The sequence below is a fragment of the Thermotomaculum hydrothermale genome, from assembly GCF_016592575.1.
In the GTDB taxonomy this organism is placed as follows: domain Bacteria; phylum Acidobacteriota; class Holophagae; order Thermotomaculales; family Thermotomaculaceae; genus Thermotomaculum; species Thermotomaculum hydrothermale.
The window spans coordinates 1,371,126-1,395,973 of record NZ_AP017470.1 but is presented as its reverse complement, the minus strand read 5'-3'; the positions used below and the strand labels follow the sequence as shown (position 1 = coordinate 1,395,973).

The 24,848-nt window shown below is 33.7% G+C and carries 26 protein-coding genes; 20 read left to right on the top strand and 6 right to left on the bottom strand.

Features of this window, described 5'->3' with window-relative positions:
* Positions 1-27 precede the first annotated feature (27 nt).
* From gpmI to TTHT_RS06430, 3 genes are all read right to left on the bottom strand, one after another.
* Entirely contained in the window at positions 28-1,545 is a 1,518-nt protein-coding gene (gene gpmI, locus TTHT_RS06440) for a 2,3-bisphosphoglycerate-independent phosphoglycerate mutase (protein ID WP_201327157.1), read from the bottom strand.
* A gap of 84 nt (positions 1,546-1,629) precedes the next feature.
* Positions 1,630-2,442: an NFACT RNA binding domain-containing protein gene (locus tag TTHT_RS06435; RefSeq protein WP_236578211.1), complete on the bottom strand. Its 813-nt coding sequence runs from the start codon at positions 2,440-2,442 to the stop codon at positions 1,630-1,632.
* Complete coding sequence (locus tag TTHT_RS06430; RefSeq protein ID WP_201327155.1) at positions 2,415-3,212, bottom strand: NFACT family protein; 798 nt, start codon at positions 3,210-3,212, stop codon at positions 2,415-2,417. Before TTHT_RS06430 ends, TTHT_RS06435 begins: the two co-directional genes overlap by 28 nt.
* A 123-nt stretch (positions 3,213-3,335) precedes the next feature.
* On the opposite strand from TTHT_RS06430, the gene rplM reads away from it, so the two are divergent.
* The 14 genes from rplM to TTHT_RS06360 all read left to right on the top strand — a co-directional run bounded on the left by rplM (position 3,336) and on the right by TTHT_RS06360 (position 15,571).
* Positions 3,336-3,785, top strand: coding sequence for a 50S ribosomal protein L13 (rplM, locus tag TTHT_RS06425; protein ID WP_201327154.1), 450 nt, complete (start codon positions 3,336-3,338; stop codon positions 3,783-3,785).
* Positions 3,786-3,798: 13 nt separating this feature from the next.
* Positions 3,799-4,191: a 30S ribosomal protein S9 gene (rpsI, locus tag TTHT_RS06420; protein ID WP_201327153.1), complete on the top strand. Its 393-nt coding sequence runs from the start codon at positions 3,799-3,801 to the stop codon at positions 4,189-4,191.
* A gap of 60 nt (positions 4,192-4,251) precedes the next feature.
* Positions 4,252-5,007 carry a 30S ribosomal protein S2 gene (gene rpsB, locus TTHT_RS06415; RefSeq protein WP_201327152.1) on the top strand — a complete coding sequence of 252 codons (756 nt, stop codon included), beginning with the start codon at positions 4,252-4,254 and terminating at the stop codon, positions 5,005-5,007.
* 1 nt (position 5,008) lies between these two features.
* On the top strand, positions 5,009-5,605 hold the full coding sequence (tsf, locus tag TTHT_RS06410; RefSeq protein ID WP_201327151.1) for a translation elongation factor Ts: 597 nt from the start codon (positions 5,009-5,011) through the stop codon (positions 5,603-5,605).
* Positions 5,606-5,706: 101 nt separating this feature from the next.
* Positions 5,707-6,348, top strand: a complete 642-nt coding sequence (locus tag TTHT_RS06405) for a DUF47 domain-containing protein (RefSeq protein WP_201327150.1) — start codon at positions 5,707-5,709, stop codon at positions 6,346-6,348.
* A 12-nt stretch (positions 6,349-6,360) separates the two neighbouring features.
* Positions 6,361-7,803: an inorganic phosphate transporter gene (locus TTHT_RS06400; RefSeq protein ID WP_201327149.1), complete on the top strand. Its 1,443-nt coding sequence runs from the start codon at positions 6,361-6,363 to the stop codon at positions 7,801-7,803.
* Positions 7,804-7,905: 102 nt separating this feature from the next.
* Positions 7,906-8,886 (top strand): pilus assembly protein PilM, encoded by a 981-nt coding sequence (gene pilM / locus TTHT_RS06395; RefSeq protein ID WP_201327148.1) that lies wholly within the window; start codon positions 7,906-7,908, stop codon positions 8,884-8,886.
* Positions 8,883-9,476, top strand: coding sequence for a hypothetical protein (locus tag TTHT_RS06390; protein WP_201327147.1), 594 nt, complete (start codon positions 8,883-8,885; stop codon positions 9,474-9,476). The genes pilM and TTHT_RS06390 overlap by 4 nt, the downstream gene beginning before the upstream one ends.
* A complete protein-coding gene (gene pilO / locus TTHT_RS06385; protein ID WP_201327146.1) occupies positions 9,473-10,132 on the top strand; it encodes a type 4a pilus biogenesis protein PilO in 660 nt (219 codons plus the stop codon). Before TTHT_RS06390 ends, pilO begins: the two co-directional genes overlap by 4 nt.
* Positions 10,119-10,511 carry a hypothetical protein gene (locus TTHT_RS06380; protein ID WP_201327145.1) on the top strand — a complete coding sequence of 131 codons (393 nt, stop codon included), beginning with the start codon at positions 10,119-10,121 and terminating at the stop codon, positions 10,509-10,511. Before pilO ends, TTHT_RS06380 begins: the two co-directional genes overlap by 14 nt.
* Positions 10,508-11,974, top strand: coding sequence for a type II secretion system protein GspD (locus tag TTHT_RS06375; protein ID WP_201327144.1), 1,467 nt, complete (start codon positions 10,508-10,510; stop codon positions 11,972-11,974). The genes TTHT_RS06380 and TTHT_RS06375 overlap by 4 nt, the downstream gene beginning before the upstream one ends.
* A complete protein-coding gene (locus TTHT_RS06370) occupies positions 11,971-13,890 on the top strand; it encodes a M1 family metallopeptidase (RefSeq protein ID WP_201327143.1) in 1,920 nt (639 codons plus the stop codon). Before TTHT_RS06375 ends, TTHT_RS06370 begins: the two co-directional genes overlap by 4 nt.
* Positions 13,880-14,401, top strand: coding sequence for a hypothetical protein (locus TTHT_RS06365; protein WP_201327142.1), 522 nt, complete (start codon positions 13,880-13,882; stop codon positions 14,399-14,401). Before TTHT_RS06370 ends, TTHT_RS06365 begins: the two co-directional genes overlap by 11 nt.
* 36 nt (positions 14,402-14,437) lie before the next feature.
* On the top strand, positions 14,438-15,571 hold the full coding sequence (locus tag TTHT_RS06360; RefSeq protein ID WP_201327094.1) for an IS256 family transposase: 1,134 nt from the start codon (positions 14,438-14,440) through the stop codon (positions 15,569-15,571).
* A gap of 333 nt (positions 15,572-15,904) precedes the next feature.
* Here the strand turns inward: TTHT_RS06360 and rpmF are convergent, their stop codons facing one another.
* From rpmF to prxU, 3 genes are all read right to left on the bottom strand, one after another.
* Positions 15,905-16,087 carry a 50S ribosomal protein L32 gene (gene rpmF / locus TTHT_RS06355; RefSeq protein ID WP_201327141.1) on the bottom strand — a complete coding sequence of 61 codons (183 nt, stop codon included), beginning with the start codon at positions 16,085-16,087 and terminating at the stop codon, positions 15,905-15,907.
* Positions 16,088-16,090: 3 nt separating this feature from the next.
* On the bottom strand, positions 16,091-16,612 hold the full coding sequence (locus TTHT_RS06350) for a DUF177 domain-containing protein (protein WP_201327140.1): 522 nt from the start codon (positions 16,610-16,612) through the stop codon (positions 16,091-16,093).
* 119 nt (positions 16,613-16,731) lie between these two features.
* On the bottom strand, positions 16,732-17,454 hold the full coding sequence (gene prxU, locus TTHT_RS06345; RefSeq protein WP_269089378.1) for a thioredoxin-dependent peroxiredoxin: 723 nt from the start codon (positions 17,452-17,454) through the stop codon (positions 16,732-16,734).
* A 457-nt stretch (positions 17,455-17,911) separates the two neighbouring features.
* Here prxU and TTHT_RS06335 point away from each other — a divergent pair, with 457 nt between their 5' ends.
* The 6 genes from TTHT_RS06335 to TTHT_RS06310 all read left to right on the top strand — a co-directional run bounded on the left by TTHT_RS06335 (position 17,912) and on the right by TTHT_RS06310 (position 24,848).
* Positions 17,912-18,538, top strand: coding sequence for a cytochrome c3 family protein (locus TTHT_RS06335; RefSeq protein ID WP_201327137.1), 627 nt, complete (start codon positions 17,912-17,914; stop codon positions 18,536-18,538).
* Between the two features lie 106 nt (positions 18,539-18,644).
* Complete coding sequence (locus tag TTHT_RS06330; RefSeq protein ID WP_201327136.1) at positions 18,645-19,727, top strand: 6-bladed beta-propeller; 1,083 nt, start codon at positions 18,645-18,647, stop codon at positions 19,725-19,727.
* Positions 19,696-20,319 carry a cytochrome c3 family protein gene (locus tag TTHT_RS06325; protein ID WP_201327135.1) on the top strand — a complete coding sequence of 208 codons (624 nt, stop codon included), beginning with the start codon at positions 19,696-19,698 and terminating at the stop codon, positions 20,317-20,319. The genes TTHT_RS06330 and TTHT_RS06325 overlap by 32 nt, the downstream gene beginning before the upstream one ends.
* Before the next feature lie 2 nt (positions 20,320-20,321).
* A complete protein-coding gene (locus tag TTHT_RS06320; protein WP_201327134.1) occupies positions 20,322-22,247 on the top strand; it encodes a hypothetical protein in 1,926 nt (641 codons plus the stop codon).
* A complete protein-coding gene (locus TTHT_RS06315; protein ID WP_201327133.1) occupies positions 22,244-23,176 on the top strand; it encodes an NHL repeat-containing protein in 933 nt (310 codons plus the stop codon). The genes TTHT_RS06320 and TTHT_RS06315 overlap by 4 nt, the downstream gene beginning before the upstream one ends.
* The gene (locus TTHT_RS06310) at positions 23,169-24,848 is read left to right on the top strand and encodes a cytochrome c3 family protein (protein ID WP_201327132.1); all 1,680 of its coding nucleotides are present in this window, start codon (positions 23,169-23,171) and stop codon (positions 24,846-24,848) included. Before TTHT_RS06315 ends, TTHT_RS06310 begins: the two co-directional genes overlap by 8 nt.

Here is a 24,848-nt window from a genome sequence, read left to right as displayed (position 1 = left end):
TCTTTTTCAAAAAATGTAATTTGTTTTTTACTTCTTTATTAAGCTTTCACCTGTCATTTCTTCTGGTTTTTCTATCCCCAATATTTCAAGCATTGTTGGGGCTAAATCTTTTAGTGCTCCGTTTTTTACACGCCTGCCTTTGTATTTTTCTGAGATAAGACAGAATGGCACAGGGTTTGTAGTGTGTGCTGTAAATGGATTTCCCTCTTCATCATACATTTTTTCTGCATTTCCATGGTCTGCTGTTAAAAGCATATGCCAGTTGTTTTTTAGTACGGCATCTGCAACCTTCCCGACGCACTGGTCGACTGTTTCAACAGCCTTTACAGCTGCTTCAAAAACTCCTGTGTGGCCAACCATATCACAGTTTGCAAAGTTTAAGATAATTACATCGTATTTATTGTTGTTTATAGCATCTAAAACCTTTTCAGTTACCTCAAATGCACTCATCTCTGGTTTTAAGTCGTAGGTTGCAACCTTTGGAGATGGCACGAGAATTCTATCTTCACCTTCAAATTTCTTTTCTTCTCCACCGTTAAAGAAAAAGGTTACATGTGCATACTTTTCTGTTTCTGCAATTCTCAATTGTTTAAGCCCGTGTTTTGAGATTACCTCACCAAATATGTTTATTAGCCTTTCTGGCGGGAATGCAATTTTAACCGGCAACCCCTCTTCGTATTCGGTAAATGTAACAAAGTCTGAAAAGTTTATTAACTTCCTTTCAAAGTGTGGAAATTCTTTGTCTAAAAATGCGTGGCAAATCTGTCTTACCCTATCAGCCCTGAAGTTAAAGAATATTACTGCGTCTCCTTCTTCAATCTCTCTATAACCTTTAACCTTGAATGGCTTGATAAACTCGTCTGTTTCTCCATTTTCGTATGCTTTTTTAATCCCATCTGATGCTTTTTCAAATTCAGGTGCTTTCCCAAAAACTATGTTGTCGTAAGCCAATTTTATTCTTTCCCACCTTTTGTCCCTGTCCATTGCGTAGTACCTTCCTGAAACTGTGCCTATTTCTCCAAATCCCATTCTTTTTAAAAAGTTTTCAAGTTCTTTTATATATTCAATTCCGCTGTCTGGCGGAGTGTCTCTTCCATCTGTAAAGCAATGGATTACTATGTGTTCCTGTTTTGTTTCCCTTCCCATTTGGATAAGTGCCTTTAAGTGGTTAATGTGGGAATGTACCCCTCCGTCTGACACAAGACCGAATAGGTGCACTCTTTTTCCTTTTTCTTTTGATTTGATAAAAGCCTGTTTCAAGGTTTTGTTTTCAAAAAACCTTCCATTTTCTATTGCCTTGTTTATTCTTGTTATGTCCTGATATACAACTCTTCCAGCACCTATATTTAAGTGGCCTACCTCAGAGTTTCCCATTTGACCCTCAGGTAATCCGACTGCTAAACCTGATGCTTTTAGTTTTGAAAAGGGGTAGGTTGTAAAAAGTTTGAAAAGGTTTGGAGTTTTTGCAGCCTTCACAGCATTACCATATTCCTGCTCGGAAAGCCCGAATCCGTCCATTATTGTTAAAATTACTCTCTCTTTCATATCTCACCTCAAAGTATTTTTTCTTTCTATAAAATAATACTATATTTTTGTCTATCAATAAAAAATTTCCTTTGAAAATTTTTTTTAAATTTTATCTTTGCTAACAAATGATATGTCAGGTTTTACATTTATTGTTTTAAAATCCCTTAAAAGCACAAAGCCTGTTCCCTTTCCCTTTGACGAATATAAATTATCCTTTGTTGTGTATTGCACCTCAACAAGGGTATCGTTTCTTGCTTTAGAGTAATAAGCTGCGATTGATGCTGCTTTTTCAATTATTTCAGAGGGAATTTTTTCAGGGTTCAGATTTTTTGTGTTTTTCAAAACAACATGGCTTCCTGGGATATCCTTTGCATGAAACCATAGATCATTTTTTGCTAACTTCTGTGTGTAAATCATATGGTTTGCTTTAGAGTTTTTCCCAACATAAACAAAAAAATCTTCATCAATTTTTATCTTTTCAATCCCTGATATTTCTTTTTTATTTTTCCCTTTTTTCTCTTTTTTTTCTTCAAATTCTAATAATTCGTTTAAATCTTCCGTTGTTTCAATTAGGAATAGGTTGTCTTTCAAATTGTTAATTTCTGCCTTTAACTCTTTAATCCTTTCAGAAATTATAGGGTACTTTCTTTTCAGTCTTGCCGCCTTCCTGTAAAGCCTGCTTATGTTTTCCTGCGGGGAAAGTTCAGGATTTATTGTTAGTTCAATTTCTTTGTTCGTGTAAAAATCAAAAACCTTAACCTTTTTTAATCCCTTTTTTAATTTATGAAAGTTAGAGGAAAGAATTTCTGCTTTTTTTATTAACTCTTCTGCCTTTTTTGAGTCTTTAAGCTCTGCTTCCATTTTTTTTAATAGTTTTTCTTTCTTCTCTAACTCTTTTTTAAACCTTTTTTTAATTTGTTTTTCAGTTTTTCAATCTGGTCAAAGTGAAGTTTTGAAAAAAAACTTTCTTCAACACACTGGTTGAAAGATGGGTAAGTTTTAATTAGGGGGTTTAAAGTTTCCATTTTTATGGGATAGCAGTTTTTTTGGTATTTAAAACCGCCTTCTGCCTTGCATTCTAATAATTTTTGAAAAAATTTTCCCTTTTCTTTTGTTTCTTTAAGCTCTTTTGCATAGTTTGTTGAAAATCCCTTAAACTTTCTTGCTATTTCCTTTGGGGTTAAATTTTCAATCTCTTTTAATTTTTCTTCTGTCAATTCTTCTTTCTCTGTTTGAGGCATTAAAAACGTTGTTCCACTAACAGCATCAGGGTCGTTTTTTGAATAAAGTATTTTTTTATTTTCATCAGTAATATACCATCTGTTAGGAAGGGTTGCGCAGTTTACAATAAAGTAAAAATCCTTTTCCTCTCCCCATATCATTCTTTTTTTTAATTTGAAAAAGATTACTCTTTCAAAGAACGGTTTTTCAATGCTGTAAAGGAATGAGTTTTCAAAGTATTTTCTGAAAACATTTATGTCAGAAGATTTAATGTCTTCCCCTGAAACCTTTTTATTTGACAGGAAAAATGGTGGCGATTTAGGAGTAAGGGGGAAGAAAATATTTGTTTTTGAAGTTAGAAAAACCAAAAACTCTTTTTTAATTTTTAGTTTATTAATAAAAATTCCTGAATTTAACTCTTTTTTCGTTTCTTTTATTAAAAAGTTTATGCTAAAATTTTCCATGGCGACTGTGATTCTATCACAGTTTTTTTGTGATTGATACTTGACAAACGCTTTAAATTCCTTTAAAGTGTAAAATCCTTGAGGGGATTATTTTGAGAATTAAACATAAAGGAGATATGTGGCATGAGAGCAACAAACAAAAACAAGGAAACATATTTTGCTAAAAAGCATGAGGTTTCCCGTAAATGGTATGTGGTTGATGCAGCAGGGAAGCCTGTGGGAAGAATTGCAACCAGGATTGCGAGAATTTTAAGGGGAAAGCATAAGCCTATTTACACTCCAAATGTTGATACCGGGGACTTTGTGGTTGTAATCAACGCTGATAAAGTTGTTTTAACCGGTAGAAAACTTGACCAGAAGTATTACAGGTGGAGAACAACAAGGCCAGGTAGCATGAAAGAGAGAACAGCAAGACAGATTTTACAGGAGAAACCAGAAATGGTTATCCAGAGGGCAGTTAAGGGAATGCTTCCTAAAAACAAATTAGGTAGAAAAATGTTTAAAAAGTTAAAGGTTTATGCAGGGGCGGAACATCCGCATACCGCACAGAAACCGGAAACACTTGTAATTTAAATAGGAGGAATAAGTGAGGAAGGTTCAATATTACGGAACTGGAAGAAGAAAAACATCAGTTGCAAGAGTGTTTTTAACTCCTGGAACAGGCAATATCACCATTAACAAACAGTCCATTGATGAGTATGTTAAGAGCGATATTTTAAAGATGATTATTAAGCAGCCTTTTGAAATTACTGGTACAAACGGCAAGTTTGATGCTTACATTACAGTTAAAGGTGGTGGAGTTTCAGGGCAGGCTGGTGCAATCAGGCACGGTATTGCGAGAGCATTGCTTGAGTACGATGAAGGGTTAAGGCCAAAATTAAGGGAGAACGGATTGCTTACAAGGGACCCGAGAATGAAAGAAAGAAAAAAATACGGGCAGCCCAAAGCAAGAAAGAGATTCCAGTTCTCCAAGAGATAATTTCTTTTTTCTTTATTTTGCAAGGAGAATATTACAATTTAAAACTAAAGGAGGTATTCGTTGGTTGATATTTCTATGAAAGAACTGCTTGAGGCAGGTGTTCATTTTGGGCACCAGACAAGAAGGTGGAACCCGAAAATGAAGAAATATATTTTCGGGGAGAGGAATGGGATTCACATAATTGATTTACAGAAGACACTTAAGCTTTTTAAAGAAGCTGCTGCGTTTGTGACTGACCAGGCTGCAAAGGGGAAAACAATACTCTTTGTTGGAACAAAAAGGCAGGCTCAGGATGCAATGGCAAGTTTAGCTGATAAGGGTATTCCTTATGTAAATCAGAGATGGTTAGGTGGAACACTAACAAATTTCCACACAATCAAAAAGAGTATTGAAAAGTATAAGGCTCTTGTTGAACTTTTTGAAAGTGGGGAAGCAGAAAACCTTCCTAAAAAAGAAAGGTATAAATTAGAAAGAAAGAAAAACAAAATGGCAAAGCTCTTTGGTGGAATAAAAGACCTTAATGATTTGCCTGATGTATTGTTTATTATAGACCCGAAAAGGGAAAAGAATGCTGTTGCTGAGGCAAGGAAATTAAATATACCTGTTGTAGCAATTGTTGATACAAATTGTGACCCTGATGTGATTGATTATGTAATTCCTGGTAATGATGATGCTATAAGGGCAATAAATCTTTTTGTAAATAAAATGACTCAGGCTATTGAGGAAGGGAAAACCCTTGCTCAGTCTGAAGGGGATATAGAAGAAGAAATTCAGGAACCTGAAGATAAAGAAGAGGGAAAAGAGGAGGAAAAGTAAAATGGCTGAAATAACTGCTGCTATGGTGAAAGAATTAAGACAGAAGACAGGCTTAAGTATGGGCGAATGTAAAAAAGCCCTTGTAGAGGCTGATGGAGATATTGAAAAAGCAATTGATATTTTAAGAAAAAAAGGTCTTGAAGCAGCTGCAAAAAAAGCAGGTAGGGCAACTGCTGAAGGAATGGTTTACGCATACATTCACCCTGGTTCAAAGTTAGGTGTTTTAGTTGAAGTGAACTGTGAAACAGACTTTGTGGCAAGAAATGAGCAGTTTCAGGAAATGGTAAAACAAATTGCTATTCATATTGCGACTGCAGCGCCAAGATTTGTTTCTAAAGAGGATGTTACACCTGAAGTTTTAGAAAAGGAAAAAGAGATTTATCTTGAGCAGGCAATGGCTCAGGGTAAGCCAAGAGAAATTGCAGAGAAAATTGTTAACGGGAAACTTGCAAAATTTTATGAAGAATACTGCCTTCTTGAACAGCCTTTCTTTTACGATGAAAGCGTAACTGTTGGACAGTTCCTTTCTCAGAAGATTGCTGAAATCGGCGAAAATATGAAAATAAGAAGGTTTGCAAGGTTTGAAGTAGGCAAATAATTTTTTAGGCTGATAATGTTAGCCCCGATTTTTCGGGGCTTTTTTTCTTTGTGGTTGTTTTTCCGTGGTAAAATATTTTTAAAACAGGCCGGGAGGCAGTAATGAAAACCTTATTTAATTCAAAAAAACTTGAAAATCAAATTGACCAGTTTCTTGACGCTGTCAGTCAGGGATTAATAGTTTTTTTAAACGGTGTTAAGAGTTATTTTGGCGAAGACAAAGAAGATTTTGCTCACTATCTTACTGAGATAAGTAAGCTTGAATCTGAAGCTGATAAGTTGAGAAGACAGGTAGAAAATGACCTATATACATTTTCTTTAATTCCTGAGAATAGGGGGGATGTACTTGCTTTGCTTGAACACCTTGATAATGTGATTGATACTGCTAAAGAAACCTTACATCAGTTTGATGTTGAAGTCCCTGATATTCCACTTGAATTTGCAGATAAGTTTATTAAACTTGCAGAAACAAGTTGCAATGCAGGAGAGGAAATTGTACTTGCAGCGAGGGCTTTTTTTAAAGATATAAAAAGCGTTAGAGACCATGTTCATAAAGTGTATTTTTATGAAAAAGAAGCTGATAGGCTAAGCAATCATTTGAAAAAAGATATTTTTAGAACAGACATGAAACTTTCAAGAAAAATTCATCTAAGGGATTTTACAACTCATGTTGAAAAAATATCAGACGATGCTGAAGATGTGGCAGACAGACTTTCAATTTACACAATAAAAAGAATGATTTAATAGTTTGAGATTATGCTACTATTTTTCCTTTCAAGCGGGTTATTTTTAGGCTGGAGTCTCGGAGCAAACGATGCTGCCAATGTTTTTGGTACTGCTGTAGGCTCCAAAATGGTAAGGTTTAAAACTGCAGCAATAATTGCAAGTATTTTTGTGATTTCAGGGGCTGTAATAAGTGGCGCAGGTGCGTCTCACACCCTTGGAAAGCTTGGAGCTGTAAATGCCTTAGGCGGCTCTTTTATGACTGCTCTGGCGGCAGGTTACAGTGTTTACCTGATGACAAAATATGAATTGCCTGTTTCAACTTCCCAGGCAATTGTGGGGGCAATTGTAGGCTGGAATTTTTTCTCTGGATTTGTTACTGATTATAAAATTCTATCTAAAATTATTTCCACCTGGGTAATTTGTCCCATTCTTTCTGCCATATTTGCTGCTGTATTATACCTTGTTATGAGGAGTATTTTTAACAATGTAAAAATTCATTTGTTGATGATTGATAGTTTAACCAGGATTGGTTTAATCCTTGTAGGAGCTTTCGGAGCGTACTCCCTTGGCGCAAACAATATTGCAAATGTTATGGGTGTTTTTGTCCCATCTGTTCCTTTCAGGGAAATTAATTTAGGATTTTTTACACTATCAGGTCCACAGCAGCTTTTTTTGATAGGTGGAATTGCAATTTCTGTAGGTATTTTCACATACTCCTACAAGGTAATGAAAACTGTGGGCGGTGAATTGTTAAAACTCTCACCTCAGGCAGCATTGGTTGTTGTTCTTGCCGAGTCAATGGTTTTATTTGTTTTTGCTTCGCAAAGTTTGTCTGATTTTGTTAAATCTCTTGGCCTCCCTCCTATCCCGCTTGTCCCTGTTTCTTCTTCACAGGCTGTTGTTGGGGCAATAATAGGTATAGGGATTGTGAGAGGCTGGAGAAATATCAGGTTTCAGGTAATGGGGAAGATAGCGTTAGGTTGGGTGGCTACTCCTATTGCTGCTGGAGTGATTTCATTTGTTGGGCTTTTTATTCTTCAGAATGTCTTTGGTATTGTTGTTGCAAAAAAATCTGTTTATAAAGTGGAACAAGAGTTTGTTCAGTTTGTTTCAGATGTTGAAATTAAAGGGGATTTTTCTAAAATTGAGGGGAAAGAGTTTGGGAGTTATAAAAAATTATACAATCAAATTTTTCCGATTGTTGGTGAGAAAGATATTGCTGCTTTGTTAACTTCACTATGCGAGGAAATTGATCTGGAATTAAATTTAGGAAAGGTAAAAAAGCTCTATTCAAAAGGATTATTAACTAGAGAAGAAAGAGATTTATTTTTAAAATTTAAAACAAAAAAATTTGAATACAAATATCAGTTTTTGATGGAGTTTTGCAGAGTACAGGGTTGTAAGTTAAGAAATTATAAAGAGTTAAGAGAAATTTATAAAAAAGTCGAAGTTTATTTAAAATTACTCGGATAGACTATTCTAACTATGTGAAAAATTAAACATTTATATTGCAATTTTGAAAAATTATGTTATTTTTTAAATATGATTAGCAAATTCTTTAAAAAAAGGAATTGTGTGGCAATTGAATTAGGTTACTCGGCAATTAAAGGGGTAAGACTTTGTTCTGTGGACTCTGTTAATATTGACAATTGTGCTATTATTCCTCTTAAATCCTCTACCTCATATCCTTATGAAGAGCCAGTCTTGGTTATGCCTGCATTAACCTCAATAAGGGATAAATTGAAAGCCAAAGGGACAAAGGTTAACCTTTGTATAAATATGTCTCATGTAACTGTTAGAGAGATAAGAGTTCCAGTTGTTCCAGAGGATGAACTTATTGAAGTTGTTAAATGGGAATTGAAAAAAGTTATAGATTATGACCCCGAGGAATACAATATTGATTATAAAATTTTAGGGGTGACGGAGAATGAGGCTGTCCAGAAATATCTTGTTAAAGTCTATCTTGCCAGAAAAAGCGTGTTAAAACAGTATGTTTCTCTTATTGAGCATGCTGATATGGGTGTGGATGTGATTACAATTCCTCCATTTGCATTAAAGGCTCTCTGTAAAAAGCTTTGGGGAAGTCTTGATAATAATGTTGCCATGCTGGATTTAGGCGCAAAGGTTTCTTCACTTTCTATAGTGAAAAATAATATGGTGAGGTTTGAAAGGCAGTTGAGGTTTTCCGGTTTTGAATTAGAGGATATTCTACAAAAAGAAGGGATAGAGTTTGCTTCACTAAGTGAGCTTTATTTAGGATATTCCATTGGTGATGATACATTATTGGATAGGGCAACCAAAGAAGCTCTGGATATTCTAATAGATGAGTTAGCTAAAAGTTTTGGTTACTATAATTCTGTGATTAAAGGCGGTACTGTACAAAAACTATTTTTAACTGGTGGTCTGGCAAATATAAGGGGATTAGATAAATATGTTGAAACTCATCTGGGGGTTGAAGTTGATTTGTTAAACCCTCTTAATAAGTTAAAGTGCGGTGATGTTTCAATTGACCCGTTAAGGATAAGTGTTGCACTGGGGACTGGGTTATTGTTATGACTAAAAGAGACTATATAAACCTGTATTCAAAAGATTTATCTACAAAAAAATGGCCAAGTGATAGAAATTTTCTCATCACTTTTTGGGGGTCTGCAATAATAATTTTTTTCTTCCTAATTTATTATGGAGTGTCTCTCACCTCATATTTTCAGGAGTATAAAAAAAATAAAGAGTTAAGTGCAGAGTACAAAGAGTTGTCTTTAAAGGATAAAGAGCTTCTTGCTTTATCAGTTAAGCTAAAAGAGTTAAACATTAAATCAAATGCATTAAACAAAACAATTTTTAATCTTAATAAATTATTCCAAAAGAAAATTAAATGGAGTAAATTTTTAGAGATTTTTTCCGGTTATTTGAATGATAATGTTTGGGCTAATTCAATGAGTGTTGATTTGTTAGGTAAAGACAATAGGTTTCTTTATGTTCAAGTTCAGGGAGGAGCAATTAGCCTGAAGGATTTGAATGATTTTGTTTCAAATGTGGAAAAAGATAATAAAAATGTTAAGGTGAGTTTTAAGGTAATTGATAAAAACGGCGTTATGTTTTACTCATTTGGCATTAATTTTACCTTTGATACGGAGAAGTTAAAATGAGAAGTTTTCTTTTAAGGTTAGAAAGTTATTTTAAAAGAATGCCTGAAAGAGACCAGAAAATTTTTCCGTATTTTATGTTTGTTTGTATTTTTATTATCTTTTATTATGGTTTAATAATGACAACTATACATAAAACCAGGATGTTGAAAAACGAAAACAACAATCTTGAGCAAAAGGTTTTTATGCTAAAAAGCAAAGTTTCTGTTTTAGATACTGTTAAAATCGGTATGCAGAAAAAAGAAAAGGATTTGAAAGAATTAGAACAAAAGTTTTACGAATTAAAAAATAGAGTGCCTGAAACAGATGAAGTTTCAAAAATTGTTAAATCACTTGCTAAAGCGGAAAAGATGAATTATCTTATCAGAGAATTAGATGAGAAAAATTATATTAAGCACAAGGCATATACCGAAATACCAATGTCAATTTACCTTGAGGGAGATTTTTATCACGCATTGCATTTTATTAAAGCAATTGAAGATTCAGATAGGTTTTTCCTTATTAATGGAATGAGTTTTGACGCTAACGAAGAGATTAACGGGAATGTGAATGTAACATTAAATCTTTCTGCATTTAAAATTATGCAATTAGAGTATTATTTGAATGCCTTTAGCGAGAAAAAAGCAGAGGAAAAAGGAGAAAAAAATGTTAAGAAATAAAATAATTTTATCTGTTATTTTAATTCTCCTTTTCCAGGTGTGTGGGTTTGCAAAAATAAGGAACCCTTTTAAAAGACCTTCCATTATTATGCTTACTCTAAACTCAGGGCAAAAACCCTCTTCTCCCAAAGACAGAGTAAAGGATTTGTTAAACAGCCTTGTTTTGTCAGGGATTTTAAACAACAGTATAGCCATAATAAATCATCAATTTTACAGGGTAGGGGATAGTTTAGATTTATTCAAAATAAAAAAGATTTTGCCTAATAGTGTAATTCTTACGGCAAATGGAAAAGACTACGAGTTGATATTAAATCTTTCAAAAGAATTGAAAGAAAATAACAGGGATAAAAAAACCTTAAATAAGGAGCAATATAAATGAAAAAGGTTATGAGTGTTGTACTTATCCTCATTTTGACTGGGTGTGTAAATCAAAAACCGCCGGAAAGTAAACCTGAAGTTGCTGATTTGAAAACACCAGTTTATGATATAAAAGTACTTGATGTAAAAAAGTTTAAGCGCCAAAAACAAAAAAAGAAAAAGGAAGAAAAAAAGAAGACTACAGTTAAGGTTTATACAGGGAAAAAAGTTTCCTTTTCTTTTTACAAAGCAGACATACATGATTTTTTCAGGGCAATTTCAGAGGTTGCAGGAGTGAGTTTTCTTGTTCATGATAATGTAAAAGGAGAGGTAACAATAGATGTAAAGGATGTCCCATGGGATCAGCTTCTTGACACAGTTTTAGAATTCAACAAATTAACAATGATTAAAAAGGGGAAAATTATAGAAATAATACCCAGAGAGCTTGCAGACAAAACAACTGAAGTTATAAAACTAAACTATACAAAAGCAAAAGATGTTGTAAAGATTTTCAAGGATAACCCCATACTTGGAAAATCAGAAGGAACTATAGTCCCGGATGAAACCGCAAATGCCTTAATTGTTACAGATATACCGGAAAATATTGAAAAGATTAAAAAAATTGTTAGCCAGATAGATGTAAAGCCCAAGCAGGTTTTACTGGAAAGTATCATTGCAGAGGTAACTTTGAACGATAATAATAAATTAGGTATAGGATGGCAATTTGGTGAAGATGGAAGGATAAGAAATTCATGGGGAGATACATCTTTTTCAAGTAGCGGTTCACTTAACTTTCCTCTTAACGATGTTGATGAGGGCACAGGATTCTCATATGCTCTTTCTGTAAATGATGACCTTGTAAAAGCGCAGTTAAATGCCTATGCTCAGGCAAATAAGGCAAAAATTCTTTCCCATCCTAAAATTGTTACCTACAACAACCATAAAGCAGAAATGAAAGTTGTTGAAAGAAGGTGGGTTCAAACTTCAGTTAACACAAATGCAGCTGTGGGAGTAGGTGGCTTGTTTACCAATTTTGAAGAAAGGGATTATGGAATTATTCTGAAAGTAACTCCCCATATAAATGAAAATGGGGATATTGTTCTTGAAATAGACCAGGAAGTAAGCGATTTAATAGGTGTTGATAACTTTGGAAATCCTATTGCAATAAAAAGAAACCTTACCACTACAATTTTATTGAAAAATGGTCAAACAATGGTTTTAGGTGGTTTAATTCAAGAGAAAAACAAAAATGAAGATAGGGGTATACCAAAGGTAAATAAAATCCCTATACTTAAGCATATTTTTGGCACAGGAGAAAGTGAAAAGAAGAGAACAGAATTGTTGCTTTTTATAACACCTCACCTAATTGAGGATTTTAGTGATGCAAAGGCTGTTACGGATACAATGCTTCACCAGGATACTGCTTTAAAACCGCTGGATAGTTCTAACAATAATAATGATAAAACGAAAAAAGAACAAAAATGAAAAAAGGGATAATACTCTTATTTTTTACTATAACTTTTAATCTTTTTAGTCAGAATCCTTTTGTAGATAACGAGCATGCAATTTTTTCTTCTCCTTTATCCGATAGGATAGTTGGCTATAAGATAAATGTAAAACTGGACACAATTTCTCATAAAATTATTGGCAGTGAAAAAATTTTCTGGTTGAATAATACACAATTTCCCACCAAAACCCTCTATTTTCATCTGTTTATGAATGCATTTGCAAACAACCACACGAAAATGATGAGGAATACCGAAAAATTAAGACATGGAATGTTGGGAATAAAGCTTACACCTCAAACTGCTGGCTATTGCCGTGTGAAAAAGATAATGGTTAACTTTAATGATTTAACAGAGTATTTTGTTGTTGATGAAACTGTTGGAATATTACACCTTCCTTTTGAGGTTAAGCCTGGTGAATCCGTTATTATCGATGTGGACTTTGAAACAAAATTGCCGAGGATAATGATTAGAAGCGGATATGCGGGAAGTTTTCACTTTGTTGGACAATGGTTTCCTAAACTTGGAGTTTTTGAACAAAATGGCAATTGGTATTGCGAGCAGTACGATGGTAATGGTGAATTTTACTCAGATTTTGGGGTATATCAGGTTGAGGTGACATTACCATCTTATTTTACTGCTACCGGGACTGGTATTGTTTTAGGAGAAAAAATTGAAGGTGATGTAAAAAAAATAAAATTTTACGCAGAAGATGTACATGATTTTGCCTTTGTTGCCTGGGATAAATTCAGGATACTGTCAAAAAAAATAGGAGAAAAAACTCTGTATGTGTATTATTTTGATGAACATAAAGACATTGCTAAGAGAGAGCTTGATGCTCTGGTTAAAGTTTTTCAATGGTATCAAAAGAATATAGGTGAATATCCTTATCCGGACTACAAAGTGATAGATGTACCTTTTAATGCTATTGCTTCTTCAGGAATGGAATACCAGAACTTTTCAACATCCTTTTCCCTGTCTGTTTTTCCTGAGTGGTTGAGGGCAACAGAAAGCACTGTTGTTCACGAGTTTGGCCATGCCTACTGGCAGGGGATGGTTGCCACAAACGAAAACAGGCAGGCATGGGCTGATGAAGGTTTAAACTCTTTTTTTGAAGGCTTAATTATGGACACTTTATACGGAAAATGTAGTGAATTAAAGTTTAAAGCATTTTGTCAGAACGGTTTTTCAAGGTTTCTTTCTGCTGATTTCGAAATGCTTAAATACGAAAAACCTGACAAAAAAGCCTCGGAATTTGTTTCAAGAGGGGGCTATGGGCTTGCTTCATACAATAAATTTGCCCTTACCTTGAAAACAATAGCAAATATTGAGGGGAACGAAGTGGTTGTGGATGCTGCACGGGAATTTTTTCAGAGATTTAAATTTACTCACCCTGATGGGAAAGAGTTTTTAAACATCTTAAATGAAAAAACAAACAATAAGTATAAAGAATTACTTGATAATGTTATTTACACTTCCTCTTTCCCGGATGCTTCCGTTATTTCGGTGAAAAAAAATAGTGTTGACCCTTTTAAAGGTTACGACGAAAAATTTTCTTTTAAAGGGCAACAGAACAACAAAAAGAAAAAATCATACTATTACAAAATTTTAGTAGGTAAAAGGGAATTGCCTGTTAAAGTTAACGGTGTGGTTGTGTTTGATAGTGGTAGGGTTAAAAAGTTTACCATTCCAGCAGAAAAAAACATACTGCAAATAAATATTCCAATTAATAGTGATGAAAAATTATTGTATGTTTGGGTTGATAATGAGAGAAAGATCTTAATAGACCTTGACCGGTCAAACAACCTTTATAAATATAAGCCAAAGCGTTTTGAGGCACAGGTGGCCTTGTTTTTGTTTAATTTTTATCTGGAGTTAATAAGCTATGTTTTTTAGAAAGGCAGGAAAGTATCTTACAATTCTCTATTCTTTTTACTTTGCATTTTTTCTAATACTCTATTTTGCTCTCTTTAAAGAGTATGGATATGCCAGTGAGGTATATTCTTTTTCTTCCATTTTTAGTTCATTTAAAGAATTATCGTTGGGGATTGCAGCTGTTATTCTTTTCTATATAGTAGATATGGTATCAGTTGTGGGTTTTTTAACCGACTTTTATGACAAGAGAGGCTCTATTGCATATTACATATACTATATTTTTTCCTCAATATTCGGCCTTATTTTTTATGCTTTTACATTCTTTATTGTTTTTACTCCGTTTAAGGGTTTAATCGCAAGGTTTAAAGAGGTTTCTTTAACAGAAGTTCCTTTACTTGTGACTTACTTTTCTCTCTTTATTTTAATTGTTTTCCTATGGAAGATAATTACTTACTGGAAAATAAAAGGCAGTGTAACATTAATTGTGTCAGGGAGAAAAAAAACTCCTTTCGGGAAGGAGAGGTTAAAATAACCTCAGAAGAAAAATTCCCGAAAGGAGGTACCACCAATGAGTGATTTAATTTTCACTCAATTTAAAGAATTTTTCAAGAAAATGTTGCAGGAAATGTTGTTGGAAGAGAGGGAAAGATACTTAAAAGAAGCAAGAGGCCAAACAAGGGCAAACGGTTATTATAAGCGAACGCCTAAAAGCTTTTTAGGAGAGATTGAATTGCAAATTCCAAGAACAAGAGACAGTCAGTTTAAGGTTAAATGGCTTCCCCAGAGAAAAAGGGTAATGTTTTTTCTTGAAGATATTGTGGAGGCAATGTTTATAGCAGGAGTATCCACAAGAAAGACAGCAGGGGTAATTAAAAATCTCATAGGGGCTAACATATCCGCTCAATATGTAAGCAGGATAAGTGAAATATCTGAAGAAGTAATTGAAAAATGGAAAAACAGCAGATTAACAAAAACATACCCCGTGCTATACATAGACGCAACATACATTTCATTAAAAAGAGACAGTGTGGCAAAAGAGGCAGTATATGCAGTATTGGGCCTGTCTGAAGACGGTAAAAGAGAAATTTTAGGATACTTTCTTCCTGGAGGAAACGAAAAAGCATCCCTCTGGCAGGAAATATTCAGGGATTTAAAAGAAAGAGGCTTAAAAGGAGTAAAACTGATTATAAGTGATGATTTAACAGGTTTATCTGAAGCGATAAAAGAAGAATTTCCTGAGACTATGCACCAACTTTGTTGGTTTCACCTGAAAAGAAACATAAAAAACAGAGTAAGAAAACATCATTTTGAGAAAATAAAAGAAGAATTAGACGAGATAATGAAATGCGAAAGCAGGGAAGAAGGGAAAACCAAACTTCTTGCATTTATTGAAAAATGGAAAAAGATATACAGGTTTTTAAAAAACATTAAGGCAAAAGTTGATAACTATACATTCTTTCTCCTTGCCCCTGATGAGATAAGAAGTTACTTCAGAACAACAAACTGGATGGAAAGGTGTTTTAAAGAGTTAAAAGATTACATACGAATACGAGGATTTTTTCAAAATGAACAAAGTGCAGAGAAGTTTCTTTACATTTTCTTCACAGACAAGAATGAGAAGTATCAATCAAGGAGTTTAAGGTATTCTTCTTCTTTTAATCGCTTTTTTTCTTCTCTTTCCCGGGAGGCTTCCCATGCCTGACACAATTAACTTGACATTACCAAATAAAATCAAGATTAAACTATTTTGGAAAATACCCAGGATTAAAATTCCTGATTCTTCCGTTAAATGGTTTTAAAGCAGGGGAATTTGTAAAATTTTTAATTTTTGTAATATTAATTGTTGGATTGCCTTTCCTGTTTTTTATACTGGGGATATTAAATAAAACCAATATTTTTATTAATATTGCCGTGATTCTTACATATTGTTTATTCCCGTTTTTAAAAATTTATATATACTATTTGTTAGCAAACAAAAAAGGATTATAAAAAAAGCCCCGAAAGCGGGGCTTTTTTGTTTGCTTTTGTTTTCTGGTTAGAAGTTTTCCACTTCAATAACCTGTACTCCCTTGTAGTAGCCGCAATGAGGGCAAACTCTGTGAGGGAGCTTTCTTTCCTGACAATTTGGACAAATGGTTGTTGATTTTGTCCTTAAAAAATCATGTGCTCTTCTCTTGTCCCTTCTTGCTTTTCCTGTTCTTCTTTTGGGATTTGCCATAACTTACTCCTTATTTAAAAATTCTTTAAGTTTTTGTAGTCTTGGATCAACCTTTTCTATTTTACAATTGCAGGGATTAATATTTCTGTTTGCTCCACAAATGGGGCATAATCCCTTGCAATCTTCTTTACAAGTATGCGACATAGGTATAAATAAATCAATAGTTTTAATTGCTTCTTCCTTTAAATCTATTGTTTCTCCTTCCAGGTATTGAACATCAAGCTCAGATTCTGTTAATGTAACCTCTCCTCCTAAAAATCCTTTGTCTTTTGTGAAAATAGTTTCTGTGCTTAAATCAATGTCCTGTGTGTATTCTTCAAGGCAGTTTGTGCAAATTAAAGTTATATTTCCTTTAATCTTTTCTTTAATTGAAACATCATTAATATCAATTCTGTATGCCCTGAAAGATACATTGACATTGTTTATGGTAAAAAATTCAAATTCATTTTGAATTACCTTTTCGTTGATAATGTCAAAATCACCTTTTAATATTTTTTCTTCTATTTTTGCAAACTCTATCTGCACGAAATCCTCCCAGACAAAGACTGATTATAACATTTTAATCGAAGCTGTCAACAAAATGGGAGGTAAATATAAAAAAAAGAGCCCTAAAAAGGGCTCAATTTTTTTATATCCAGAAAAAATTAATCATCAAAAGCCATGTCTGTTTTCCAGACTTCCCAGACTTTACCTACTAAATCAGGTCCAGGTTTTAATGTTACCTTGCCTGGTTTCCACCCTGATGGAGTAGCCTCTACTCCTTTAGTTTCTCTAACCAGCTGGAATGCCTGAATTTGTCTGATAGTTTCGTTTACATTTCTACCAACAGGAGGAGTAAGTACTTCGTATCCCTGGATAATGCCATCTGGGTCAATAATAAACCTTCCCCTTGTTTCAACCCCTGCGTCTTCATCATAAACCCCGTAAATACTTCCAACCTTTCCGCCTGTATCAGACATCATTGGAAATGGAATTCCCCCCTTAACCATTTTTGATAATTCGTGTTCATCCCACATCTTGTGTACAAAAATACTGTCAATACTCATAGAGAGAACTTCAACGCCTAATTTTTGAAGTTCTGGGTATTTTTCGGCAACTGCCGAAACTTCTGTTGCTCAGACAAAGGTAAAATCACCAGGGTAAAAGCATAAAAGTACCCATTTTCCTAAATAATCTGAAAGTTTTACTTCAATAAATTTCCCCTTGTGGTATGCCGGGGCAACAAAATCGGGAGCAGGTTTTCCTACCATTACCATAAAATTGTCCTCCTTTTTGTTATTGGTTTCTTCAAGTTGAGGGGCTTCTTCTTTCTTCCCCACAGGTCCCCCTGTAGGTCTTGCACAGCCTACATCTACCTCTTTATTCATAAACCCTCCAACAAAAAAAGTTTTCAGTTTTTAATAAAATCAATTCTTTTTAAGATATTTTTATTATATCATTTTTTTATTAAATTAGTAAAAATATTTAATTGTGAAAAAAATCATAATTTGTCGATTTATTATTTCTTGTTTAATCTTGTAATGTCAAGGGGATTTTTGAAAAAATAAAATTAAATCCATCTTTGGAATGTATTTTTACTTTACACTTCTAAATGACAACTGAAATAAAAGCTAATTTTAATAAGTAGATTAAGATTCGCTTTATTTTACAAAAAATGTAATAATAAGCGTATATTGCAAGATTTGTTTTGGCTTTTGTTGTTTTATTTTTCTAAAATTTTATTTATTGTGAAAAAAATAACAAAAAAGAGTTGATATTTTGATAAAAATCATTATAATGATAATGGGGCTTTATGTTTGTGAGAATGTTTTGTCAGGAGGTTTTATGATGTTTAAAAAACTTTTTTTAGGTGCGGCAATAATGGCTTCATTTGTTTTTTCTATGGTAGTTAGTGCTCAGGGAATTGTTGGGAGTGCCCATGATTTTTCAGGTGCCGGATGGAATACTACAGGGGAAATTTGTATTGTTTGTCATACTCCCCATAACGCAGATCTTACTGTAACGGATTCACCGCTCTGGAACCACCAGGTTACTACATCCACTTTTACACTTTATAGTTCAAGTACATTGAATGCTACTCCAGGACAGCCTGACGGAAGGTCTAAGTTGTGCTTGTCCTGCCATGATGGAACTGTAGCGCTTGACTCTTTTGGTGGTGTTACCACTGGAACAAATTATATTACTGGGAATGCTAACTTTGGAACAGATCTTAGCAATGATCACCCCATTTCAATTACCTATGATACTGCTTTGGCTACAACTGATGGCGGTTTGCATGACCCAGCTACCACAAATAGTGGATTGGGAAGCACAATTGCAAATGACATGCTTTTTAGCAACAAAGTTGAGTGCTCATCCTGTCATGAAGTTCATAATGCATACGGAATTAATAAGTTGTTGATCAAGAGCAATGCGGGTAGCCAGCTTTGTTTAACTTGTCATAACAAATAATTTTGTGTGTTTCAAGCCCCGGTTGCCCGGGGTTTTTTAAGTTTTTTGCGATTTTATTGCTATAATTCAATAAAGGCAGTTTTTTAATAAATTTAGGGGGTTTTAAGTGAAAATAAAGTTGTATCTAACTCTTTTGGTTGTGCTTTTTGGTTTTATCTCTTGTGTGCAGCATCCTGATGTGGCTAAAAAAGAGCAGATAAATAAGATTAAGCATGTTTTTTATCCCCCTTTCCCGGCAAGTCCTAAATATCAATTTTTATGTACGATTTCCAATACAAATGATATTAAAGTTAAAGAAAGCAAATTTGCTGAATTTGTGTTAGGTGAAGAAGCAAAAAAAGGTATTCCAATTATTAAACCTTATGGTGTTAAATTGTTTAAAAATAAATTGTTTATATGTGATATGAAGACAGGGCTTTTTGTATTAAATCTTGAAAACGGTACTTTTGAAATCTGGAGAGGTGAAGCTCCAGGTGTTCTTGGAAGGCCGGTTAATATTGATATTGATACAAACGGAGATGTTTATATTGCTGATATTATAAGGAGAGAAATAATTGTCTTAAATCAAAAAGGGGGATTTGTAAAAGCATATTTTGTTAAGACAAAATTTTCCCCCGTTGATGTGGCTGTTACCAAAGATAAGGTTTTTGCTTGTGATGTTAGGAATCATAAAATTGTCGTGTTTGATAAAACAAATGGCACAGTGTTGTATACTATTGGAAAACCTGGCAGCGGAAAAGGGGAACTTTTCCACCCGACTAATATTAAAGTAGTAAACAATAAACTTTATGTTAGCGAAACAAGTAATTTCCGTTTTCAAATTTTTGATTTGAAAGGGAAATTTATTGCTACTTACGGTAAAATAGGGACAATTCCAGGAACTTTTGCAAGGCCTAAAGGTATTGCAGTGGATAAAGATGGAAGAATATATGTGGTAGATGCAGCGTTTGAAAATGTTCAGGTTTTTGATAAGGACTTTAAGCTTTTGCTATTCTTTTTAAATTCCGGAAATTGCAAAGGCTGTATAAATTTGCCAGCTGACATAGAGATTTCTTATGAAATCCCTCAATATTTTAGGGCATATATTGATAAACAGTTTCAACCGAAGTATTTATTATTCATAACTTCTCAATTTGGCAATAATAAGGTAAATGTGTATGCTTTCGGTGAGTATAAAAATAAGAAATAAAATAACTCATTTTTTTATTCTGGTTTTTTTGTTGATTACAAGTGGCTGTGCGGCAAATAGGCAGCTGGCAGCAGTTTTCTTTGACGGTGTGCCCGAGTATCAAACAACATCGGAAAGTAACAAAGTGTCAGGAAGTAACAAAAATGAAAAGGGTTCTCCAGAAGAAAGGCGTAATGTTGCAGCTATAAACAGAAAAAAAAATGCTAATGCAACTGTCAGTATTCACAAGCCGTTTGGTGAGAGAAAGTGTGAGAAATGCCATGATAGGAACAAAAAAAGTTTTCTGGTAGTCCCAAAGAATGAACTTTGTTTCCAGTGCCACAAAAAAGAAAGGTTTTTTCAAAAATTTGTTCACGGCCCTGTGGCACCCGGTACCTGTTTAAGTTGCCATTATCCTCACAAATCTCCAAATCCCTACTTGTTGCGGTATACTGATGAAAAATTGTGTTTTCAGTGCCATGAGCCGGATGAAATAAGAAAAATTAAAGATCATAAAAATAGAGCGGGTTGTTTAAAATGCCATGACCCTCACACTCAAAATAACAAGTTTTTTCTTAAACCGGAAATAATGAAAAAGTTTAAGGCAATATAAATATGACGCAAAAAAAAATTTTAATGATAGGGTTTTTCTTGCTTTTTTTTACTGTTGTCTATTCTCAAGAGATTAGATGGTTGAAATTGTATGGGTTTCAAGGTGATTTAAGCGCTTCAGCTGAATCTCTTGACGAAACGATAGGTAAGGCAAGTGATTCTTTGTCGTATGATTATAGCGAGAATTTTTTAAAGTACTCTTTGGGATTAAATTTTAGAGGATATGTTTACCATCCCTATTTTTTAGAATTTTCAGTTGACTCTAATTTGATTTTAAACGATGCGAAAACAGAGATATTTTCCGATTCACAGGCGTATAAGGATTTTAATAACAGGTATAATATCAATTTTTTTGTTTTGAAAAAGAAGCCAGTTCATTTAATGCTTTATTTTAAAAATAATGAAAATACTTATCCCAGAGTTTATTACGGTAGATTTTTTAATTATGCTCAGACTAACGGATTTAAAATAATCTCTAATCTGAAAAAAATCCCTTTTGTTTTTGATTTTAATCATAATTCGGTGATTTCTCAATCGTTACTTTATTATGATAGGCGTGAATCTTCTAATAATTTTAAATTTGAATCTGATTTGATAGATAAAAAATTTTCTTCTTTATCTCTGTCAGCGACTTACAAAAATTATAATGAATCTGTATTTCTTACACACTATATATCAACTAATGCAATGGTAGTTTGGAATAAAGCATTTGAAAACAAGGAGTTTGGTTTGCTTAATGCACATTTGACTTTTCGAAAAATTGATGGCCAGAGTTTTTTAGAAACAAAATCTGGTAATTTAAATTATATAAAACCTATTGGAAAAAATTTGAGTTTTGTATCAACATTGTCTTTTCTAAATTCTAAAACACAATCTCTAAAAAGAAATTTTTCTGCGATTGATTTTAATTTTAAGCACAATTTATACTTAAGCCTTACATCGTCTGCAAAATTTTCATTTCAAAAAGAAGCATCGGATTCAAATACTATAAGCCGCTCCATTGCTTTTTTTTCGGTGAATTATAAAAAGAGGATTCCAACAGGCAGAATAAATTTAAAATTTATTCAATTGTATCAAAATGTTACCAATTCTTCGGAAGGTAAATTGGCTTTATCCCAGTTGTATGCTGTTTTTGATAGTGGTGATACAATCAGGATTAGTCAAAATGGTATAGTTCCATCCAGTATTAAAGTGTTGTCTAAAGACGGGACAAAAGTATATATTGAAGGTATTGATTATAATTTAATAGTTTCCGAGTCGGCAGTTGTCATAACAAGGTTATATGGAGGTGGGATTGATGAGGGTGAAACGGTTCTAATTGTTTTTGATTATAATCAATTCCCTGATTATAAAACTTTAATTCATAATTATGAGGATTCATTATCAATAGATATTTTTAAATATTTGACTGTAGGAGGCTCCATTAAAAAAAGTAATAATACTGTCATTTCTGATTTTATTATTACTCCGTTTGAAGAATTTACTTTGAGGGAAAGGTTTTGGGGGTTTAAAAGCAAAAAAATTTTTTATAGAAAAAGCAGGTCTAAATATTATGGTTCTTTTTCGGAATATAAATTTAAAACTGAAAACTTTAAAATAAGCTACAGATTTCAAAGAATAATAGTGGGATATTATTTTTTAAAGTATAATTTAAATTTTTTGTCAATTGATTACTTCTCAAATTTTAAAAACAATTCTGTTTTTTTATCCGGTACTTTTTTTCAGAGAATAAATTTTCAGTTTAATTATAGAAAGTTAGATTATAACCAGACCGGTTTTGTTAGAAAAAGAGAGAGTGTGGTTTGTAATTTAAGTGCAACCGTAAGGAAGTTAAGAGTTGAATTTTTTTACGAGCATATTTTAGATGACAGTAATTATCTAAATAAAAAACATGATTATTACAGGTTTACTGTGAGGAGGTTTTTTTGAAGTTTTTAAAAATATTTTTATTGTTTTTTATTTTTAATTTAACTGTATTTGCCAATTCTGTCATCTTTGTAAAAAATATTTATCCTCATGAGAAAAAAGGGTTTTTCAATGCCTTAAAAAAATTGTTATTAGGTAAAAGAGATCTACAGGCCAAACCGTTTGCCATAGGTGTTTTGTCAAATGGCGATGTTGTGGTTTCTGATGTTGACAAAGGGATGGTTTTATTGCTTACTGCCGATGGTGAAATAAAAAAAGTTGTTTCCCGAGTAGGGAAAATTCCGTTGGCTACTCCAGTAAGTATCTGGATAGATAAAAAAGATAATATTTATATCGTTGATTCAGTTAGAAAGGGTGTTTTGAAGTTTGATAAAGACTTATCTTCCGCAAGAATTTTGATTGCCGATAATTCAAAAAGGTTTACATCACTTTGTATTGTAGATAATTTTATGTTTTTAACAGATACTGAAAATCATAAGATTGCTTGTTATTCTCTTGAAGGAAAGTTTATTTTTTCATTTGGAAAAAGAGGAATCAAAGAAGGAGAGTTTAATTACCCTACTGCTATTTCTACCGACGGTAATTTTTTATTTGTTCTCGATAGTTTAAATTTCAGAGTGCAGGTTTTTGACCTTAAAGGGAATTTCTTAAGAAAATTTGGAAAATTAGGAGATGGTAGCGGGTATTTTTCAAAGCCTAAGGGGATTGCGGTTGTTAACGGCAAGTTTATCGCTGTAACCGATGTGGTATTTGACAATGTTCAGCTATTTGATAAAACCGGAAATTTTCTTACTTTTTTTGGGAAAAACGGGGATTGCGAAAAGTGTTTTGTTATGCCATCTGGAATTTTTTCACAAAATGGTTTAATATATATATGTGATAGATGGAACCAAAGAATATCTATTTGGAGAGTAGAGGCTGAAAATGAGTAAATTTTATTTATGCTTTTTTGTTATAATTTTCACAATTTCAGTTAATGCGTCTATTTTAAATACCAAACATAACCTTTCCGCATCTGGAACAGGAAATGTTACCACCACGGAAACTACAAGGGTTTGTGTTTTTTGTCATACTCCCCACAACTCTAATTATGAAGTTCCTTTGTGGAATAAGGATAGCACTACATCAGTTTATGTATTGTATGGCAGTTCTACTTTGTCCTCTGCGATAAATCAACCTGACGGGACATCAAGGGTTTGTTTAAGTTGTCATGATGGAACAATTTCAGTTGGCTCTGTGAAAAATCCCAATGTTACTTTTGCAATGTCAAATACAAATAACGGGTTGTTAACTGGAAGTTCAAACCTTGGCACAGACCTTCGTAATGACCATCCCGTATCCTTTGTCCCCACATTGGGAAGTGAAATAAATAACCCCCCTGTTGGAGATGAAGTGGCATTGGACCACTCAGGGAAAGTACAATGTACAACTTGCCACAACCCTCATGATGATACTTACGGCTATTTTTTAGTAAAATCCAATCTTAATTCAGCAGTATGCAAAACCTGTCATTCAAAAACTGGTTTTGAGCAAAGCTCACACAACCTGTCTACTGCTTCGTGGAACGGTGCGGGAAGCAATCCCTGGCCCAAAAATTTTTACTCTAATGTGTCGGATAATGCCTGCTGGAATTGTCATTGGTCTCATGGTGGCACTTCCAATTCTTTTCTTCTTGCAAATACCCCTGAAGAAAATGTTTGCTCGGTTTGTCACAATGGGAATGTGGCATCTAAAGACATTATGTCAGAATTTTCTAAATCAAGTGTGCATAATGTGTATGCTTATACAGATATTCATGATCCTATCGAAAATATTACTACTATGCCTGCCCATGTTGAGTGTTTAGATTGCCATAATCCACATAGCGTAAACTCAAATACTGCTACTGCTCCTGATGTTTCTGGCAGGTTGTCCAATGTGAAGGGGGCTGATTTATCGGGAAATACTGTTAACCCCGCTTTATACCAATATCAGGTGTGTATAAAATGCCATGGAACGAATTTAAATATTAATATTGCCCCTTTTGCAAATAGGCAGGTTGATACAAGCAATATAAGGCAGGCAATTAACCCATCTAACCCCAGTTTCCATCCAATTGCGGGTCAGGGGGCTAACAACAATGTTCCTTCTTTAAAACCCCCTTATTCTGAAACATCTATTATTTATTGCACAGACTGTCATAACAATGATAATGCGGTATCTACCGGGGGAACAGGCCCTGAGGGTCCTCACGGGTCTATATACCCTTACTTACTTGAGAAAAGGTACGAGATGTCTGATTATACGCCTTATTCTTCTTCAGCTTATGCATTGTGTTTTAAATGCCACGACCCCAATGTGATTCTGTCAAATAGTAGCACTTTTGGTTTACATTATAGGCATATTGTTAGGGGGCAAATTCCCTGTTCGGCTTGTCATGACCCCCATGGTGTACCGCAGGGAACAGCCACAGACGGAGATCATTTAGGATTAATAAATTTTGACACAAATATTGTTTCACCCTCAAACAGTGGAATTTTAAAATTTGAAGTTATAAATGGAAGAGGTTATTGTTATTTAAAATGTCATGGGAGAAATCATGACCCATTGAGGTATTGGAGGTGA